Origin of the sequence: Bradyrhizobium sp. B097 (assembly GCF_038957035.1) — a bacterium.
Taxonomy (GTDB): domain Bacteria; phylum Pseudomonadota; class Alphaproteobacteria; order Rhizobiales; family Xanthobacteraceae; genus Bradyrhizobium.
The window spans coordinates 4,246,898-4,263,195 of the sequence record NZ_CP152412.1 but is presented as its reverse complement, the minus strand read 5'-3'; the positions used below and the strand labels follow the sequence as shown (position 1 = coordinate 4,263,195).

Annotated in this window: 18 protein-coding genes and 1 tRNA gene; 4 read left to right on the top strand and 15 right to left on the bottom strand. The window is 63.7% G+C overall.

The features are described 5' to 3' along the window. Positions 1 to 62 precede the first annotated feature (62 nt). On the bottom strand, positions 63 to 1,025 hold the full coding sequence (locus AAFG07_RS20045) for an SDR family NAD(P)-dependent oxidoreductase (RefSeq protein ID WP_092114716.1): 963 nt from the start codon (positions 1,023 to 1,025) through the stop codon (positions 63 to 65). A 239-nt stretch (positions 1,026 to 1,264) separates the two neighbouring features. On the opposite strand from AAFG07_RS20045, the gene AAFG07_RS20040 reads away from it, so the two are divergent. Then, positions 1,265 to 1,396 (top strand): hypothetical protein, encoded by a 132-nt coding sequence (locus AAFG07_RS20040; RefSeq protein WP_342728742.1) that lies wholly within the window; start codon positions 1,265 to 1,267, stop codon positions 1,394 to 1,396. A gap of 137 nt (positions 1,397 to 1,533) precedes the next feature. Here the strand turns inward: AAFG07_RS20040 and AAFG07_RS20035 are convergent, their stop codons facing one another. Then, entirely contained in the window at positions 1,534 to 1,713 is a 180-nt protein-coding gene (locus tag AAFG07_RS20035; RefSeq protein WP_342729194.1) for a hypothetical protein, read from the bottom strand. A gap of 430 nt (positions 1,714 to 2,143) precedes the next feature. Then, the gene (locus AAFG07_RS20030; RefSeq protein ID WP_342728741.1) at positions 2,144 to 3,679 is read right to left on the bottom strand and encodes a porin; all 1,536 of its coding nucleotides are present in this window, start codon (positions 3,677 to 3,679) and stop codon (positions 2,144 to 2,146) included. A gap of 451 nt (positions 3,680 to 4,130) precedes the next feature. Between AAFG07_RS20030 and AAFG07_RS20025 the strand changes: the two genes are divergently transcribed. Continuing rightward, positions 4,131 to 4,643 carry a MarR family transcriptional regulator gene (locus AAFG07_RS20025; RefSeq protein WP_342728740.1) on the top strand — a complete coding sequence of 171 codons (513 nt, stop codon included), beginning with the start codon at positions 4,131 to 4,133 and terminating at the stop codon, positions 4,641 to 4,643. Positions 4,644 to 4,706: 63 nt separating this feature from the next. Here AAFG07_RS20025 and AAFG07_RS20020 read toward each other — a convergent pair. The 7 genes from AAFG07_RS20020 to AAFG07_RS19990 all read right to left on the bottom strand — a co-directional run bounded on the left by AAFG07_RS20020 (position 4,707) and on the right by AAFG07_RS19990 (position 9,561). Next, a tRNA-Pro gene (locus AAFG07_RS20020) sits at positions 4,707 to 4,784 on the bottom strand. A 98-nt stretch (positions 4,785 to 4,882) separates the two neighbouring features. Then, positions 4,883 to 5,479: a MerR family transcriptional regulator gene (locus tag AAFG07_RS20015; RefSeq protein WP_342728739.1), complete on the bottom strand. Its 597-nt coding sequence runs from the start codon at positions 5,477 to 5,479 to the stop codon at positions 4,883 to 4,885. Positions 5,480 to 5,602: 123 nt separating this feature from the next. After that, positions 5,603 to 5,938, bottom strand: a complete 336-nt coding sequence (locus AAFG07_RS20010) for an integration host factor subunit alpha (protein WP_342728738.1) — start codon at positions 5,936 to 5,938, stop codon at positions 5,603 to 5,605. A gap of 130 nt (positions 5,939 to 6,068) precedes the next feature. Next, positions 6,069 to 7,046, bottom strand: a complete 978-nt coding sequence (locus tag AAFG07_RS20005; protein ID WP_342728737.1) for a beta-ketoacyl-ACP synthase III — start codon at positions 7,044 to 7,046, stop codon at positions 6,069 to 6,071. After that, entirely contained in the window at positions 7,043 to 8,104 is a 1,062-nt protein-coding gene (gene plsX, locus AAFG07_RS20000) for a phosphate acyltransferase PlsX (RefSeq protein ID WP_342728736.1), read from the bottom strand. The genes AAFG07_RS20005 and plsX overlap by 4 nt, the downstream gene beginning before the upstream one ends. Positions 8,105 to 8,425: 321 nt before the next feature. Then, positions 8,426 to 9,013 carry a DUF177 domain-containing protein gene (locus tag AAFG07_RS19995; protein ID WP_342728735.1) on the bottom strand — a complete coding sequence of 196 codons (588 nt, stop codon included), beginning with the start codon at positions 9,011 to 9,013 and terminating at the stop codon, positions 8,426 to 8,428. Further along, complete coding sequence (locus AAFG07_RS19990) at positions 9,010 to 9,561, bottom strand: ubiquinol-cytochrome C chaperone family protein (RefSeq protein ID WP_342728734.1); 552 nt, start codon at positions 9,559 to 9,561, stop codon at positions 9,010 to 9,012. Before AAFG07_RS19990 ends, AAFG07_RS19995 begins: the two co-directional genes overlap by 4 nt. 137 nt (positions 9,562 to 9,698) lie before the next feature. On the opposite strand from AAFG07_RS19990, the gene AAFG07_RS19985 reads away from it, so the two are divergent. Both AAFG07_RS19985 and AAFG07_RS19980 read left to right on the top strand, forming a co-directional pair. Continuing rightward, on the top strand, positions 9,699 to 10,178 hold the full coding sequence (locus AAFG07_RS19985; RefSeq protein ID WP_229166332.1) for an outer membrane protein assembly factor BamE: 480 nt from the start codon (positions 9,699 to 9,701) through the stop codon (positions 10,176 to 10,178). Between the two features lie 100 nt (positions 10,179 to 10,278). Continuing rightward, a complete protein-coding gene (locus AAFG07_RS19980) occupies positions 10,279 to 11,286 on the top strand; it encodes a tripartite tricarboxylate transporter substrate binding protein (RefSeq protein WP_342728733.1) in 1,008 nt (335 codons plus the stop codon). 74 nt (positions 11,287 to 11,360) lie between these two features. Here AAFG07_RS19980 and AAFG07_RS19975 read toward each other — a convergent pair whose 3' ends face one another. The 5 genes from AAFG07_RS19975 to ribH all read right to left on the bottom strand — a co-directional run bounded on the left by AAFG07_RS19975 (position 11,361) and on the right by ribH (position 16,174). After that, positions 11,361 to 11,516: a hypothetical protein gene (locus AAFG07_RS19975; protein WP_171947607.1), complete on the bottom strand. Its 156-nt coding sequence runs from the start codon at positions 11,514 to 11,516 to the stop codon at positions 11,361 to 11,363. 167 nt (positions 11,517 to 11,683) lie between these two features. After that, a complete protein-coding gene (locus AAFG07_RS19970; protein WP_342728732.1) occupies positions 11,684 to 13,804 on the bottom strand; it encodes a sodium-translocating pyrophosphatase in 2,121 nt (706 codons plus the stop codon). 222 nt (positions 13,805 to 14,026) lie between these two features. Further along, positions 14,027 to 15,028 (bottom strand): thiamine-phosphate kinase, encoded by a 1,002-nt coding sequence (gene thiL, locus AAFG07_RS19965; protein WP_342728731.1) that lies wholly within the window; start codon positions 15,026 to 15,028, stop codon positions 14,027 to 14,029. Between the two features lie 157 nt (positions 15,029 to 15,185). After that, a complete protein-coding gene (gene nusB / locus AAFG07_RS19960) occupies positions 15,186 to 15,680 on the bottom strand; it encodes a transcription antitermination factor NusB (protein WP_342728730.1) in 495 nt (164 codons plus the stop codon). A 2-nt stretch (positions 15,681 to 15,682) separates the two neighbouring features. Next, positions 15,683 to 16,174, bottom strand: a complete 492-nt coding sequence (gene ribH / locus AAFG07_RS19955; protein WP_092114727.1) for a 6,7-dimethyl-8-ribityllumazine synthase — start codon at positions 16,172 to 16,174, stop codon at positions 15,683 to 15,685. Between the last annotated feature and the right edge of the window lie 124 nt (positions 16,175 to 16,298).

Sequence of the window (16,298 nt, the reverse complement as noted above, 5' to 3'; positions counted from 1 at the left end):
GCCGTCGACCCTTCGAGACGCGCTACGCGCTCCTCAGGGTGACGGACCCTGGGATGCGCTGATCACCCGACCTTCCAGCCGGTCGCCGCCACGATGCCCTGGTAGAACTCCGGCGTGTAGGCCTGCTCCGGGGTCTTGCGCACGCGCTCGTCGAGCAGATGTGCATCGTCACCGACCAGGATGCGCCAGCGATCGGCCTTCACGCCGTCGAGGATGATCTTGGCGGCGGCAGCCGCCGAGGTCGGTGCCTCGTCATGGAAGATGCGAGCGCGGTCGAGCGCGAGCTGCTGGATGTCGGCATCCGACATCTTGGCGACGTCGATGCCCTGCCCTTGCAGACGCTGCCGAACCTGCTTGAGCTCGTCGGGATTGAGCTGGTCGGCGCCATTCTGCACCTTGCGCGAGTTCGACACGATCGAGGTGCCGATGTGACCGGGCATCACGACCGAGCATTTGACATGCGGCGCGTTGAGCCGGAGATCGTTGATCATCGCCTCGGTGAATCCCTTCACCGCGAACTTCGCCGCGCTGTAGGCGGTGTGCGACACGCCCATGCCGACCGACGCCCAGAAGCCGTTGACGCTCGAGGTGTTGACGATGTGCGCCTCGTCGGCCTTCACCAGCAGCGGCAGGAAGGTGCGGACGCCGAGATAGACGCCGCCCCAGCAGATGTTGAAGGTGCGCTCCCACTGCTCGCGCGTGTTGGTGAACAGGCTGCCGCCACCGCCGATGCCGGCATTGTTGAACAGCAAATGGATCTTGTCGGTCGCCTGCTGCTCGATCAGCTCATCGCGAAAACGCTTGTAGTGATCCTCGATCGAGACGTCGGCAACGTGAGTGGTGATGCGCAGGCCCTGCGGCAGCTTCTCGACCTCGCAGAGCCGCTTGGTCTCGGCCATCGCCTCGGCCGAGACGTCGCACATCGCGACATTGCATCCTTCAGCAACGAGCTGTCGCGCCAGCTCGCGCCCCATGCCCGTGCCGCCACCGGTGATGACGGCAATCTTTCCGGCGAAATCCTTCATGTGAGATCCGTTCCTTCCTTGATTCTTCTTGCCTGCTTGTTCTTGGTTTCGGCTGGAGCGCGGATCGCAGTCCCGGCCGCTCGGCTGCGGCACTCTACATCACCGAATTATCGCGCAGCAACGGCGCCCGCCCTTCACGCGCAAGTGTGCCGCCAGCAGCAGATTAGGGCAGCCGGCTGCTGTAACGAAATCATTCCGCGCAGCGAACAATCCGAGATCGACAAGCGGAGACAACGATCGTGCAGATTCTGAATAGATTGGTCGCAACGACGCTGATGGCGATCGCGGCCGGCATTGCCGCTGCAGCCGCTGCCGCCGAGGTCACACCGCCGAAGCCGCGCGACGGCGCCTGCGCCGACGGCTCACGCTGATCAGATCAGACAAGCGCAGAAGCGGCGCACATCGTCATCGCATGCGCGCTCTCAGATGCCGAGATGATGTCGCTCGATCTCGAACGCCTGTCCGAGCCCCCCGCGAACGCCAGGTCAGAGCGCGGGACCGCTCCGCGCTATTCGGCCGTCTCGATCCGCACAGGCGTGCGCCGCCGCAGAACGCCGCTGGCAACGCTCAAGACAAGCTTGAGCAGGCCGCGCCACGAGAAGTCGATGACAACCTCATGGTGCCGCAACCCCTTGCCGCCCTTCACCAGCCCGAGATCCCGGATCAAGCAGTAATGGCCGCTGCTCATCCGAGCCAGGCGGCTGTTCTTGAAGCGTCCCATGAATGACGAGAATGCACTGCGGATCGATTCCGTCAAACCTTGACGAGATCGAATCGATGAGACGGTGTCGGCCCTGCCCGCGAGCAGCTGTTTGCGACGGCCGCGCGCGTCACGATCGTCCGCGCCTTGAATCAAAAACCTCCGGCAGGGCATTGCCGGAGGTTTGGGAGGCTTAGCATGAGCTAAGAGCCATCATTTAATGTGTTGGCCACCACGTATATAGTTTAGTAGATCAGGTAAGTAAATAAATTTGCCGCGAATGAATCGCATGGCACGTCTTCGTTGTTCGCGTGGACCGAAATGACGCAGCCAATCTTCCGCTACCTATTTCAGTCGAAGAAAAACCCCGGCAGTTGCCTGCCGGGGTTCTGTAGGATCGTGATCAGACCAACCGGTATTACCAGTTGCGCTGAGCGCGGAAGAGCATCTGGACAGTGTCCTGATCCTTCAGCTCGTAGGTCGCGGTCGGCTTGCCGATACCGGCCGACGAAGTGGTGATCGTGCCGGCATACTTCTGATCGAGGTGGACGTAGGTCACGTCGGCCGAGAAGGTCAGGTTCTTGACCGGGGTCCAACGTGTGATCACGCCGATCTGCGAGATGTTGTAGTCGGGGTTGCAGTTGGTCACGCCAGCGCCGCCACCGAAGGCGGTGCGGAACGTGCCACCTACACCGCCGACGCCGCAGATAAGCGACTTAGCCGTGTCGTTGTACATGATCGCAGCGTAAGCACCGTAGATGCTGGTGTTCCAGTAGGGATCCCAGTTGTGGGTGTACGCACCGCGCATACCCCAGGTCTTGACGCTCTGCTGCTGACCGCCAGGGCCAAACACCGTGTCAGGCGCAGTGCCGAAGCCGACGCTGCCATACGCGCCCGGGAGGTTCGAACCACTGTAGATGGCGACCGAGCTGAACTGGCTGGCCAGTTCCTGGATGTTGTAACGGGTCGCACCGTCGGTGTACACGCCCTGGACGTTGATGGTGTCGCCAGGTCCGGTCGGGATGTTCTTGATCGACAGGGCCAGTGCACCAGCCCAACCCCACTTGTCGTCGGGATGACCGGTCAGCTCCGTACCGCCGTAGTAGGCAGCATGGTTGTCATGCGCAGCGATCGACGCCTGGAAGATACCCCAAGCCTGGTCGACCTTGAGTGCGGCGACGAAGTCCGGAGCGACCGTGCCGGCGTAGTCGCTGGAGCCGTAAGCACCACCGAGGCTGAGGTTGTTCACACCAGCCTGCATGTACGCAACCTGGTCCTGCGCCGACAAAGCGAGCGACACGCCGTTGCCGAACTGCGCGGTGTAGGTGAACTGGTTGATGCCGTTGGTCGTGCTCACGCCACCGACGAGACCGTCGTAGTTGTTGCCCGGATAGCCGTTCCAGGGAGCGGCGAACTGCGAGACCGCCTTACCCATGGTGAAGCCAGCGAACTGGATGAAGGCGTAGTAGACGCCGACCGAGCCGGCAGCGACGTTACCCGAACCAGCGTTGTTCGGCGCGGCAGACGAACCAATCGCCGAGTAGACGGTCGAGCCGTTGCCCTGGCCGGTGTAGGAGTCCGACGTCCAGGTGAACACCGCGTCGAAATAGGTGCGGACCACGCCGTACTCGGTCGCAGTGCGGGTGTCGATGTTGAAGTCTTCACGCGAACGCCAAGTGTAGCCGTTGGTGAAGCGGTTGTTGGCACCGCTGGCGCCGTTGACGTTCGGGCCGTAGACGCTGTTGCCGTTCACGACGACGTCAGCACGAACGTAGCCGCCCAGCTTGATGCAGGTGTCGGTGCCGGGGATGTAGTAGAAGCCCGGACCATAAAGGGAGCAAACCTTCACGTATTCGACCGCTTTGGCCTTAACGGGAAGATCGGCTGCCTGTGCCCCGCCGACCGCGACCAGCGCAGCGGCCGAGCCCAGAATAAGGCTCTTCGCCAATTTCATATTAAACCTCCAAGTTGCTCATATGCGTAGAGTCCGGGTCGCGAGCGCCCCGTGATCCTCCCGCATTGTCCAAGACCGTTTTCCCCAAACCTCGCACCCTCAGATCAATCTGTGGTGCGACGGACTTGAACGATCACCGCAACGGGACGATCGAGATTCCCCTACCGCCGGGTTCAATATGCATGGGCGAGTTGCCCAATCAAAATAGTTTATAAAGTCAGGAATGCGAATGCGGCCACACTGTGTCTCGCCGGCAACGCTCGACTTAACCCCCTTACCTGTATGGGCAAATTTGTCGCACCCCAAATAGCCGAACCGTCACATACGCATCATAATTGCTTTACGTTCACTTGCCTTCCTGAGCGACTTGCTAGAAAAAACGTCCCGCCGACGCGGGAATCAAGAAATAAATCAGCACAAAGCTGAGTCGGCACCTAGGGAAGGGGAAGCTGTGTCAGTGACCAGGAAGGATCAGGCGCGCCTGCGCGCCATCGAGAATCTCGACATCATCAAGCGCTTTACGCTCGAGATCTCGTCCATCAACTCGCATCTCGAACGGGTCCGCCAGCTCTGGGGCAAGGCGCTTGGCGTCAGCGGTCCGCAATGGATGATCCTGATCGCGATCTCGGACCTCGACAAGGATGACGGTGTACCGATCAACGTGGTGTCGAAGCTGCTGCATGTCGATCCGTCGTTCGTGACCACGCAGTCCAAGCTGCTCGAGCAGAAGGAGCTGCTGCGCCGCGCCCCCTCCCCGGCCGATGCGCGCGTGGTCCGGCTGTCGCTGACCGACAAGACCCGAAAGCATCTGACGGGCCTCGCCGACCAGCACAAGGCGTTCAAGAAGACCGTGTTCGAGGAATTCAGCGAGCCCGAACTGGCCGAGTTCACGGCCAAGCTTGCGATGCTCAACAACCGCATGGAAAAGGCATGCCTGATCGCCGCGATGGATTTCGAGACCTGACGATTGCCGCATCGGGCGGCAAGCAACGCCCGAATACTCTCAAACATCGCATGCTTTGAAAAATGGTCGGAGCGAGAGGATTTGAACCTCCGACCCCTAGTCTCCCAGACTAGTGCGCTAACCGGGCTGCGCCACGCTCCGATGCCGTTCCATTAGCTGCGATCCTGCGTTCGCGCAAGGCGGCGCAGGCGCTTAAAGGCTGCAATCCGGGGCCCGGTTCCCATGGCAGCTTCCTTGGCTCAGCCGTCCTTCATCGCCGCATCGATCATCTGCCGGCAGGCGACCAGCTCCTGCAGCGCGCGTTCGAGCTTCTCTCGGTCCACTGGAGGGACGGAGGGACGCACCGGCGGTGCGGCAGACGCCTTGCCCGGGTGGGCGTGCGCCTTCTTGTAGGTCGACAGGATCGGATCCACGTCGGGATCGACGAATCGGTAGTCGATTCCGCCCTCGTCGCCGTCGCCCTCTTCGCCGTCGAAATCGAGGCCGTCATTGCTCTCGAGATCGTCGGGCTCGGCCATGCTGTTGCCGACCGCCTCCTCGACCGCGCCGAACGAGACGGCGGCGGTCTGGTCGGCGATGCCCTGCACCGACTTGATGCCATGCTCTTTCAGGATCCGCTGTACGCCGCGGATGGTGTAGCCCTCGCCGTAGAGTAGCCGGCGGATACCCTTGAGCAGGTCGACGTCGTCGGGGCGATAATAGCGGCGTCCGCCGCTGCGCTTCATCGGCTTGATTTGCGCGAAGCGCGTTTCCCAGAATCTCAGCACATGCTGGGGAATATCGAGCTCATCTGCGACTTCGCTGATGGTACGGAACGCATCCGGCGCCTTGTCCAAATGCCCGCTCCTCTGGCTTCAATGTCTGGAGCCCATCCCGTTCCGATCGAAACGGGGCTCCGGATTCTGGTTTTGGCGCGTTTTCTTCACGCGAACCGGGTATCCACTTCGCTTGAAAACGCGCTACTCGGCCTTGCTGCCGTCGCCATTGGTGACGGCGTGGCCATTGATCCGCTGCTTCAGGATCGCCGACGGCTTGAACACCATCACCCGCCGCGGCGAGATCGGCACCTCGGTGCCGGTCTTTGGATTGCGCCCGATACGCTGGCCCTTCTTGCGCACCATGAAGGAGCCGAATGAGGACAGCTTCACCGTCTCGCCCTTTTCCAGGCAATCGGTGATCTCCTTCAGCACCAATTCGACAAACGCCGACGATTCCGTGCGCGACAGACCTACCTTTTGGTAGACCGCCTCACACAAATCGACGCGCGTCACTGTTTTTCCGGTTCCCGTGGTCATCGCCTGCCCCGCACTCTCGGCGAACAATTTCTTGACTGAAATTAAAAGCTTAGCGCGCAATGGTCAACAGCGACCAGCATCCGGGCGCTGGAAAGATGCCGGCAACCTGCCGATACTCTTTGGCGATGCGCTACCAGCGCACGAGCGCCGAGCCCCAGGTGAAGCCGCCGCCCATCGCCTCGAACAGCACTAGATCGCCCTTCTTGACGCGTCCGTCCCTCACGGCGACCGACAGCGCGAGCGGGATCGAGGCCGCCGAGGTGTTGCCGTGCTTGTCGACTGTCAAGACCACCTTCTGCGGCGCAATATGCAGCTTGTGGGCCGAGGCATCGATGATTCGCTTGTTGGCCTGATGCGGAATGAACCAGTTGATGTCGTCAGCCGTAAAGCCAGTGGCGTTGAACGCGTCGACGATCACATCGGTGATCATGCCGACGGCGTGCTTGAATACCTCGCGGCCTTCCATTCGGAGATGGCCGACCGTCTTGGTCGAGCCGGGACCGCCATCGACGAACAGCTTCGACTTGTGGCGTCCGTCCGAGCGCAGATGCGTCGTCAGCACGCCGGGATCGTCCGTCGTGCCGGAATGCTGCTGCGCTTCCAGCACCACCGCGCCGGCGCCGTCGCCGAACAGCACGCAGGTACCGCGGTCGTTCCAGTCGAGGATACGCGAGAAGGTTTCGGCGCCGATCACCAAGGCCCGCTTGTGGGCCCCGGCGCGCAGGAAATTGTCGGCGGTGGTCAGCGCAAAGACGAAGCCGGAGCACACCGCCTGCAGATCAAACGCGACGCCGTGGTTGATGCCGAGCCCGTGCTGGACTGCGACCGCGGTCGCCGGAAACGTGTTGTCGGGCGTCGAGGTCGCCAGCACGATCAGGTCGATCGACTGGGGGTCGATGTTGGCATCGGCGAGCGCGGCGCGCGCCGCATTGATGGCGAGGTGCGAGGTGAACTCGTCATCGGCGGCGATGTGCCGCTCGCTGATGCCGGTGCGCTGCACGATCCAGTCGTCGGACGTGTCGATTCGGCTCGCCAGTTCGGCATTGGTCAAAACCCGCTCCGGCAAATATGAGCCGCAGCCGAGCACTACCGAACGTATCGCAGTCACGAGACAGCCTCCTGCGCGGTCTGCGCCTTTACCAGGGCGCCGCCATCGCGGTTGAGCATCTGATTGATCTTGGTGAGGAGATCGTAGTGGGCCATCTCATAGCCAACATCCACCGCATAGGCAAAGCCTTCCGCGTTGATGCCGCCATGGCTCTTGACCACCACGCCGTTCAGGCCGAGCAGCAGGCCGCCATTCGACTTGTTGGGATCGAGCTTGTCGCGCAGCTTCTGGAACGCGCCGCGGGCAAACAGATAGCCGATCCGCGCCAGCCAGCTCGACGACATCGCCTCGCGCAATAGCGTGAACATCTGGCGCGCGGTGCCTTCGGCCGCCTTGAGCGCGATATTGCCGCTGAAGCCTTCCGACACGATCACGTCGGCGAGCCCCTTGCCGATCGCATCGCCCTCGACAAAGCCGATATAGTTGAACTGGGGCGCGTTCATCGCGCGCAGCATCTCGGCGGCCTCGCGGATTTCCCCGTGACCCTTGATCTCCTCGGACCCGATATTGAGCAGGCCGACAGTCGGCCGTTCGAGATTGAACAGCACGCTCGCCATCGCGCTGCCCATCACCGCGAGCGTCACCAGATGGCGGGCGTCGCCGCCGATCGAGGCTCCGAGATCGAGCACCACGGAATCGCCGCGCAGCGTCGGCCACGCCGCAGCGAGCGCTGGGCGGTCGACGCCCGGCAACGTCCGCAGATTGATACTGCCCATCGCCATCAGCGCGCCTGAGTTGCCGGCGGAGACCGCAACGTCGGCCTCGCCGTGCTTCACCGCATCGATCGCCAGCCACATCGACGACGCCCTGCGGGTCCGCCGCAGCGCCTGGCTCGGCTTCTCGTCATTCTTCACCGCGACGTCGGTATGGATCACTTTCGATACCGCCTTCAGCGCAGGATGTTTCGCAAGCTCCGGCTCGATCTGGGCCCGGTCTCCGATCAGCAGGAATTCGCTGTCGGGATGACGGCTCAACGAGATCGCGGCGCCGGGAATGACCACCGATGCGCCGACATCGCCCCCCATGGCGTCAAGCGCGATTCGAACCTTATGAGGCATGAACGTCCCGGAAGCCTGCTCTCCCACAGCCCTTCAGATGAAGACCGCGAGCTTGAAGTCACCGCCGTCAACGGCGCGCGGCGAAACGCGAACTCGCATCCCGGCCGGGCCGCGACAATAGCGTGTCCGCGGTCCGACACAACCTCTTGACCACAAACAACCGAGGCGCCGAACCGTCACGCGACACACCAAAGCCTACCAGAAAAACATGATATTTCAAAGCATTATGACGCGCATTTGAAGTAACTAGGAATCCCCCTCGCGCACGCCTGCAGGCAAGCCATCCCCTCAAATCTTGGCGCTGGCTGCCCTCAACTTCCCTCAACTCCCCTTCGGCTTCTTGCCGTCGGCCTTTTCCTTCAGTGCCTTCAGCGCGGCAAAGGGATGATTTTCCGGATCAGGCGCTTCAACCTCTTGTTCAAAGACCGCATCCGCCTTGCGCGGATAAGGGTCGATACCGAGAAACAGCGCATCGGTGGCGAGACGGCCGATGTCGATGAAGCCGCCGGCGATCGGCTCCGGCGGATCCGGCGTCTCCTCATCGCCCTGCTCGGCGTCGTCGACGAGGTCGGCCATCTCCGGGATCTGCTCGGGCGGCGCGAACACCACGTCGATCGGCTCATCGATCTCGTTCTCGATCGGATCGAGCGTCACCACGCAGGTCTGCCCAACCCTCGCCCAAACCCGGCCGGTGACGTGGCAGCTGCCGTCGCGCTTGGGCTCCAGATCGAACGCCGCCCGCGCGGAGACGACCTCGCGCAACTCGCCGACCTCGGCGATCGCCTTGCGCGTCGCCTCGTCGGCCACGATCTCGCGATGCAGGCCGGTATCAGGGATCTGCGCGACGTTGACGAGAACGCGCCAAGGGTCCCGCGCGGCATCGGGCCGTGCTGTGCTGCCGCCGCTCATGCCGTGGTCCTCGCAGCTTGCGGCGCCGGGAAGCGCCATGCCCCTTGGGTCAGCGCCGCGAGGTCGGCGCGCGCCAACACCGCTATCGCCTCTCTGGCATAAACGGCCAGTTCGCGGGCCTTGTCGATGTTCTGACCATTGAGGATGTTCTTGCAGAGCGACTGGGCCAGGGCTTCGTCGCCGTCGGTCAGCGCCAGATCATAGGCCGCGGTGCGGCCGTAGAAGGCCTCGCCGAACGCCTGCATCCGCTTCGGCACCGTGAGGTCGCCGACGCCCATTTCCCTGAGATTGTCGTCCATGTCGATGCAGAAATGATCGAACAGGGCCTGCGACAGCCCCGCGCCGCCTTCCGAGGATTTCAATCGCCGCAGGACCAGCCACAGATGCATCAGAAGCAGGTCAAAACGGCCGTTAACCGTGTCCGGAACGCCCAAGTCACGGTAAAACAACGGTTCTCGCGCCTGCGTCACGATCATGCCATAGATGGTCTCAATGGTGCTGCGCGCGGGCACCCGGGGTCTTCTGAAGTGATTGAACGGCCAAAGCATAGCGGGTTCCGGCTGCCGGCCCCCCAAAGGACGCCTGTTGAGGGTTCGCCACTTGGAGCTCGGCATGATTGCAATCCATTGAGCTGCCCGGTACGTCAATGCTCCGGCCGATGCAAGGGGACGGATCAGTTCCGCCGATGAACCACACTCTTCCAAGACAGTCTCGCACGGCTTCCGCGCGCGGGTTCTTCACGCGCTTCCGCGCCATCGCGGTCGTTGGTCTGTTCTGCGCCGCCGCGCTCGGCGGCTGCGCAGGCGAGCAATTCCAGAAGGGCTACATCCTGCCCGACGGAGCGCTCGAGCAGATTCCGATCGGCGCGAGCCAGGATCAGGTGCTGATCGTGCTCGGCACGCCCTCGACGGTCGCAACGCTCGACGGCGAGGTGTTTTACTACATCTCGCAGCGGACCTCGCGCCCGGTCGCCTTCATGAACCAGCGCGTGGTCGACCAGCGCGTCATCGCGGTCTATTTCGACAAGAACCGCCAGGTGCGCCGGCTCGCCAATTATGGCCTGAAGGACGGCAAGATCTTCGACTTCGTCAGCCGGACCACGCCGACGTCGGGCCAGGAAATGTCCTACCTGACACCGCTCTTCAAGCTGCTGAGCTTCAACTAGAGCTTAGGCCAAGCTGCGCCAAGTTGCCGCGCTTGCCCTACGGGCAAGCGGTCACCTACGCTCGCTCGCAAACAAGAAAGTCCGAGCAGGGGGTAAGCGCGTGAGAGCCAAAAGATTTTCCCGTCGTACGGTATTGTCGGGCGCGGCCGCATTTTCGGCGGCGTCGATCTTGCCGCGCGCCAGTCTCGGTGCCGGCGACTGGCGGCCGACGGAAACGGTCCGGATCATCGTGCCGGCAGCGGCTGGCGGCTCGACCGACGTGATGGGGCGGCTGCTGGCGGCGCATTTGCAGCCCCTCTGGGGCCAGTCGGTCGTGGTGGAGAATCGCTCCGGCGCCGGTGGCACCATCGGCACCGCGGAGGTCGCGCGCAGCAAGGGCGACGGCCACACCATCCTGATCGGCAATCCCGGCCCCAACGCGATCGCCTTCAGCATCTTCCGGAACCTGACCTACAAGGCCGACCAGCTGCAGGCCGTCTCCAACATGATCCGGATCCCGAACATCGTCTCGGCGCATCCGTCGACCGGCATCAAATCGATCGCCGAATTGATCGCCTATTTGAAGAAGAACCCCGACAAGCTGACCTACGGCTCGTCCGGCACCGGCCAGAGCCCTCACCTCACCGGCGCCTGGTTCCTGCAGCTCACCGGGCTGAAGATGACGCACGTGCCGTTCCGCGGCGCGGGCCCCGCGCTGCAGGCCGGGCTCGCCGGCGACATCCAGATCCTGTTCGACAACCTTTATCCCTCGCTGCCGCAAGTGCAGGACGGCAAGCTGAACGGGCTCTGCGTCACCACGGCCGAGCGCAGCGAGTCGGCGCCCGATCTGCCGGTGATGCGCGAGGGTGCGCCGGAGCTCGCCAAGTTCGACGTCGCCTCCTGGTTCGGCGTGTTCCTGCCGAAGACGGCACCGGCGCCCGTGGTCGACGAGCTGAACCGCCAGATCAAGGCGATGCTGGAGCGCGACGACGTCAAGAAGAACATCGCCGGCATGGGCGCCCGCGCCGACTACGGCACGCCGCAGCAATTCTCCGACTTCGTCGATGCAGAGACGAGGAAATTCGCCGCGATCATCGAGAAGGAAGGCTTGCAGATGGAGGTCAAGTGACGGCGCAGCCGTCATTCCGGGGCGATGCGAAGCATCGAACCCGGAATGACAGGAAGAGCACGGTGCGGCTCATGCTACGATGACTTGTTGATCTTCTTGATCTTCGCGTCGGTTGCTTCCATCGACATCGCCAGTTCCAGGATCGCCTGCGACAACAGCTCGATGGCCTCCTTCTGATCCTGCGACTTGGAGGCGCGGAGCGCATAGTTCCGTGCGGATGAGAGCGACATCGATTGATCTCCGTGTTGTTCGCGTTTGATCGTCGGCGGATATCGTTGGCGGAACGCCGATCAATTCGGCAGTACACCGAACCAAGTCCATGCAAAACAAAAACCCCGCGGCTTGCACCGCGGGGTTTTGCATTCGTTCGTTTCGCACAGCTCAGTGCGCCAAGAACTTAGTGCGCCAGGATCGCCAGCAGCAGCAGCGCCACGATGTTGGTGATCTTGATCATCGGGTTGACCGCCGGGCCAGCCGTATCCTTGTAGGGATCGCCGACAGTGTCGCCGGTCACCGCGGACTTGTGGGCGTCAGAGCCCTTGCCGCCGTAGTGGCCGTCCTCGATGTACTTCTTGGCATTGTCCCAGGCGCCGCCGCCCGAGGTCATCGAGATCGCGACGAACAGGCCGGTGACGATGACGCCGAGCAGCATGGCGCCGACCGCGGAGAACGCCGCCGACTTGCCCGCCGCGCCGCCGCCCGCGATCGCATAGATCAGGAAGTAGACGACGATCGGCGACAGCACCGGCAGCAGCGACGGGATGATCATCTCCTTGATCGCGGCCTTGGTCAGCAGGTCGACCGCCTTGCCGTAGTCCGGCTTGTCGGTACCCTGCATGATGCCGGGCTTCTCGCGGAACTGACGGCGCACCTCTTCAACGATTGCGCTGGCGGCGCGTCCGACTGCCGTCATGCCCATCGCGCCGAACAGATATGGCAGCAGGCCGCCGAACAGCAGGCCGACCACGACGTAGGGGTTGTTGAGCGAGAAGTCGGGATTGACCCCCTTGAAGTACAGGTGGTTGGCAGAGTCAGCGATGAAGAATTTGAGGTCCTCATTATAGGCCGCAAACAGCACCAGCGCACCGAGACCGGCGGAGCCGATCGCGTAGCCCTTGGTCACCGCCTTGGTGGTGTTGCCGACCGCGTCGAGCGCGTCGGTCGACTTGCGCACTTCCTTGGGAAGACCCGCCATCTCGGCGATGCCGCCGGCGTTGTCGGTGACCGGGCCGAAGGCGTCGAGCGCGACGATCATGCCGGCCAGCGCCAGCATGGTGGCGGTCGCGATCGCGATGCCGAACAGGCCGGCCAGGCTGTAGGTGACCAGGATGCCGGCGATGATGACGAGCGCAGGCAGCGCGGTCGCCTCCATCGAGATCGCGAGGCCCTGGATCACGTTGGTGCCGTGACCGGTGACGGACGCCGCCGCAATCGACTTCACCGGGCGATAGTCGGTGCCGGTGTAGTACTCGGTGATCCAGATGATCAGGCCGGTGACGACGAGACCGACCACGCCGCACTCGAACAGCGCCATGCCGGTGAAGCTGACGCCATCGAGCTTGCCGAAGCCGATCAGCCAGTTGATCACGGCCGCGACGCCGACCAGCGACAGGATGCCGGTGGCGATCAGGCCCTTGTACAGGGCACCCATGATCGACTGGCTCGCGCCGAGCTTGACGAAGAAGGTGCCGATGATCGAGGTGATGATGCAGATGCCGCCGATCGCGAGCGGCAACGTCATCATGTTCACCAGGATCGGCGTCTTGGCGAAGAAGATCGCCGCGAGCACCATGGTGGCGACCGCGGTCACCGCATAGGTCTCGAACAGGTCCGCCGCCATGCCGGCGCAGTCACCGACATTGTCGCCGACGTTGTCGGCGATGGTGGCCGGGTTGCGCGGATCGTCCTCGGGGATGCCGGCCTCGACCTTGCCGACGAGGTCGCCGCCGACGTCTGCACCCTTGGTGAAGATGCCGCCGCCGAGACGGGCAAAGATCGAGATCAGCGAGGCGCCGAAGCCGAGCGCCACCATGGCGTCGACCACGGTGCGGCTGCCGGCTTCCAGCCCCATGAACTTGACCAGCACCATGAAGTAGATGGTGACGCCGAGCAGCGCGAGACCGGCAACCAGCATGCCGGTGATCGCACCCGCCTTGAAGGCGAGCTCGAGGCCGCCGGCGAGCGAAGTGGTCGCCGCCTGCGCGGTGCGGACGTTGGCGCGCACCGAGACGTTCATGCCGATGAAGCCGGCCGCACCCGACAGGATGGCGCCGATCGCAAAGCCGATCGCCACCAGAAGGCCAAGGAAGTAGGCCAGCACCACGAAGATCACGATACCGACCATGCCGATCGTGGTGTACTGCCGCCGCAGATAGGCTTGTGCGCCCTCGCGCACCGCGCCCGCGATTTCCTGCATGCGGGCACTGCCCGCATCCGCGTTCAAGACCGACTGCGTCGCCCAGATCGCGTAGACGATGGAAAGCGCCCCGCAGAGCACAATCAACCATAAAGCTGTCATTGAATGTTGCCTCAGATCCTTGATGTAACCCCCGCGCCTTCATTGTGCCGCTAGGGGGCGGCAGGCGCTTATTTTCCGAGGACAATCCTCCCCAAAACGGATTGCCTCAAATCGGGCGCGACCTTGCCAAAATCGTTACCGCTGTGCAACGCCACCTATGGCCGAAAACGCCGATATCGGCAGCAATTTAGAAGGAAAGTCGGCGCGTTTCGGCCGGACATTCTAGAAATGGCTGTAGGACAGGCGCTTCAGCGCCAGTTCCCTGCCCTGTCCGTCGAGGAAGCTTGGAGGTGACAAGCCTGCGATGAGACCGCCGATGGCGGTGACAGCGACCTTGGCCTGCCGTGCCTCTCGCACAAAGGCGTCCGCGCGATCGCCCGGGACCGCGCACAAGAGTTCGTAATCATCGCCGCCGGCGACCAGCGTCTCGATACCGATCGCCTTGCGCGCGAGCAGCCCCGCGGCCGCTGGCGACAACGGGATGCTCGGCACGTTGATCACGGCCGTCACACCGCTGGCTGCGCAAAGCTTGGCCAGATCGCCGGCGAGACCGTCGGACACGTCCATCGCCGCGCTGGCGTAGCTGCGGACGGCCTTGGCAAGGGCGTTGCGCGGCTGCGGAACACGGTAGCGGGCCGCAAGAAAATCCCGGCCGGCGGCATCATCCGCCAGCGCCGCCGCGACCGGACCGCCCCGGAGCACATCGAGGCCAAGCGCGGCATCCCCGATCGTCCCGGTCACGAACATGCGGTCGCCGGCCCTTGCGCCTGCGCGGTGCACCATCTTGCCCTGAGGCAGCCGTCCGAACGCAGTAATCGAGATCATCAGCGGCCCCGGCGTCGAGACCGTGTCGCCGCCGAGCAGCGGGCAGCCGAAATGGGCGGCGTCCTCGCCGAGCGCCCGGGCAAACGGCTTGAGCCAGGCCTCCTCGGCGTGGCGAAGCGCCAGCGTCAGCACGAAGCCGGCCGGCGCTGCCCCTTTGGCCGCGATATCGGAGAGGTTCACCCGCAGCGCCTTGCGCGCCAGCGTGTCGGGCGGATCATCGGGGAGGAAATGCACGCCCTCGACGATCGCATCCGTGGTGACCACGATGTCCTCGCCGGCCGCCCTCAGCGCGGCGGCGTCATCGTCGAGCCCGAACGCGCCGGGGTCGGTCGCCAGCGGCTTGAAATAGCGCGCGATCAGGGAGTCTTCGCCGGAGGTCGGTTTGGTTGCTTCGGTCATCAACCCGTCATCCCCGCGCAAAGGCTCCGCCTTTGTCGCTGGAGGTGCGAGCGGAGCGATCCTCGAAGGATGCACGGCCCCAGCCGGGCCGTCGCCCTTCGAGACGGCCGCTGCGCGGCCTACTCAGGGTGACGGTCAAACGATCATACGTCTGCACTCAGGTCCGCACAAACTCGTCGCCGCGGAACTGGCGTGCGATCTGGTCGAGCACGGCGTTGACCATGCCGGTCTCGTCCTTCTCGACAAAGGCATGCGCGACGTCGACATATTCGGAAACCACCACGCGGCCCGGCACGTCCCGGCGGTGCTCGAGCTCGTAGGACCCGGCCCGCAGCACCGCGCGCAAAATCGCGTCGATCCGCTTCAGCGGCCAGCCCTTCGACAGCGCCTCGTCGATCAGCGGATCAAGCTTGGCCTGGTCGCGCACCACGCCGGAGACGACGTCGCGGAAGAACGCCGCTTCCGCCGGCAGGTATTTCTCGCCCTCGACCTCGTTGCCGAGCCAGTGGCTCTCGAACTCGGCGAAGATGTCGTTGATGCCCGCGCCGCCAATGTCCATCTGGTACAGCGCCTGCACGGCCGCGAGCCGTGCCGCGCCGCGCCGGTTGGCTTTCCTGTCGGGGGCTTTCGCGGGCTTCTTGTTGTCAGCCATGGTCAGGCCTTTGCCAGACGGCGTTTGATCCGCAGCATCGCGATCGCCGCGCGCGCGGCGTCGCCGCCCTTGTTCAACTCGCTGGCGCGCGCTCGCGCCCAGGCCTGCGCCTCAGTGTTGACGGTGAGGATGCCGTTGCCGAGCGGGAATTTCCGGCTCACGGCCAGATCCATCAATCCGCGCGAGGACTCCTGCGAGACGATCTCGAAATGGATGGTGTCGCCGCGCACCACGCAGCCGAGCGCGATCGCCGCGTCATAGGGCTTGCCGTTCGCAGCCGCCGCATCGATCGCGATCGCGATCGCGGCCGGAATCTCCAGCGCGCCCGGCACCGTGATCACGTCGTGGCTGGCGCCCGCCGTCTTCAGCTCGGCGAGCGCGCCTTCCAGCAGCGCATCCTGGATATCGTCATAAAACCGGGCCTCGACGATCAGCACGCGTGCGCCGGTGATGTCGGTCTGGTCCTTCAGGGGTGCGCGCCGCGCGTCAGCCATTGCAATACCAATCGGAACTTGGGGAGGAGTTGTGCTGCGTTTTAGGCGCAGCGGCCGGTAAAGCCAAGGGCAATACTGACCCGGATGTCACCACGATCAGCCTGATTTTTCAGGTCGGCTTCGC

Bases quoted from the DNA above. Each gene is read 5' to 3' on its own strand.
- AAFG07_RS20045 (WP_092114716.1), bottom strand. From the start codon at position 1,025: ATGAAGGATTTCGCCGGAAAGATTGCCGTCATCACCGGTGGCGGCACG.
- AAFG07_RS20035 (WP_342729194.1), bottom strand. From the start codon at position 1,713: ATGAGCAGCGGCCATTACTGCTTGATCCGGGATCTCGGGCTGGTGAAG.
- AAFG07_RS20030 (WP_342728741.1), bottom strand. From the start codon at position 3,679: ATGAAATTGGCGAAGAGCCTTATTCTGGGCTCGGCCGCTGCGCTGGTC.
- AAFG07_RS20010 (WP_342728738.1), bottom strand. From the start codon at position 5,938: ATGACCACGGGAACCGGAAAAACAGTGACGCGCGTCGATTTGTGTGAG.
- plsX (WP_342728736.1), bottom strand. From the start codon at position 8,104: ATGCCTCATAAGGTTCGAATCGCGCTTGACGCCATGGGGGGCGATGTC.
- AAFG07_RS19995 (WP_342728735.1), bottom strand. From the start codon at position 9,013: ATGAGCGGCGGCAGCACAGCACGGCCCGATGCCGCGCGGGACCCTTGG.
- AAFG07_RS19990 (WP_342728734.1), bottom strand. From the start codon at position 9,561: ATGCTTTGGCCGTTCAATCACTTCAGAAGACCCCGGGTGCCCGCGCGC.
- AAFG07_RS19985 (WP_229166332.1), top strand. From the start codon at position 9,699: ATGAACCACACTCTTCCAAGACAGTCTCGCACGGCTTCCGCGCGCGGG.
- AAFG07_RS19975 (WP_171947607.1), bottom strand. From the start codon at position 11,516: ATGTCGCTCTCATCCGCACGGAACTATGCGCTCCGCGCCTCCAAGTCG.
- AAFG07_RS19970 (WP_342728732.1), bottom strand. From the start codon at position 13,804: ATGACAGCTTTATGGTTGATTGTGCTCTGCGGGGCGCTTTCCATCGTC.
- thiL (WP_342728731.1), bottom strand. From the start codon at position 15,028: ATGACCGAAGCAACCAAACCGACCTCCGGCGAAGACTCCCTGATCGCG.
- nusB (WP_342728730.1), bottom strand. From the start codon at position 15,680: ATGGCTGACAACAAGAAGCCCGCGAAAGCCCCCGACAGGAAAGCCAAC.
- ribH (WP_092114727.1), bottom strand. From the start codon at position 16,174: ATGGCTGACGCGCGGCGCGCACCCCTGAAGGACCAGACCGACATCACC.